The sequence below is a fragment of the Luteibacter sp. KNZ12-1A genome, assembly GCF_056755675.1.
The window spans coordinates 1-760 of the sequence record NZ_JBPGXU010000203.1 but is presented as its reverse complement, the minus strand read 5'-3'; the positions used below and the strand labels follow the sequence as shown (position 1 = coordinate 760).

At 64.3% G+C, this 760-nt stretch carries 1 protein-coding gene and 1 pseudogene; both read left to right on the top strand.

Annotated elements, in window-relative coordinates:
* Positions 1-177: 177 nt before the first annotated feature.
* Positions 178-564, top strand: coding sequence for a BlaI/MecI/CopY family transcriptional regulator (locus ACR9ZJ_RS19355; RefSeq protein WP_481281230.1), 387 nt, complete (start codon positions 178-180; stop codon positions 562-564).
* A gap of 1 nt (position 565) precedes the next feature.
* Positions 566-760, top strand: a pseudogene (locus ACR9ZJ_RS19350) (hypothetical protein); the annotation flags it as partial.

The window sequence follows — 760 nt, the reverse complement described above, 5'->3', positions numbered from 1 at the left end:
GGCCAGGTCACTGCGAGCACCCATCGCCGACAAGGTCGGCTCCCACAACACCTCTTCATCGCCCCCTCCGCACCACATCGCATCAGCCCTGCCGCACATCACCCCTGCCGCAAGTCATGCTTGACTACAACTGTCGTCAGGCGCACGCTGCCTACATCTGTAGTCAGGAGCGGCGGCATGAGCAAGAAGACCATCGGTGACCAGGAGCTCGCCCTCCTGCAGTACATCGAGGAAGCACCGAAGAGTTCCGTGGCCGAGGTCTGCGCGGGCTTCGGCGAGGCGCGAGGCCTCGCGCGTTCCACCGTCCTGACCATGATGGAACGGCTCAGGGCGAAGGGTTACCTCACCCGCCGCAAGGTCGACAACAGCTTTCGCTACAGCGCGACCAATGGCGCGGGCGAAGTGATGACCGGTGCCGTCGGCCGTTTCGTCGAAAGAACCTTGCAGGGTTCGGTGTCGCCCTTCGTCGCCTGGATGTCCGAGCGCGGGCAAGTCAGCGATGCCGAACTGGCGGAACTCGAAGCCCTGGTCGGTACGCTGCAGTCGCGGCGCAAGGGGCGCTGACATGGATGCCTTCCTGGATATCCTGCTTTCGCGCCTGGCGTTCGCCTCGGTGCAGGCCTTGTTGCTCGCCGGCGTGGTCTATGCGGCGTGTCGTTTATTCCCCGCCCTTTCCGCGGCGGCACGCAGCACGCTCTGGTGGCTGCTGGGCGCGCAGTTGCTCATCGGCATCGCCTGTCCCTGTCTCTTATACACATCT

Excerpts from the sequence above, each read along its gene's own strand:
- ACR9ZJ_RS19355 (WP_481281230.1), top strand. The coding sequence starts at position 178 with ATGAGCAAGAAGACCATCGGTGACCAGGAGCTCGCCCTCCTGCAGTAC.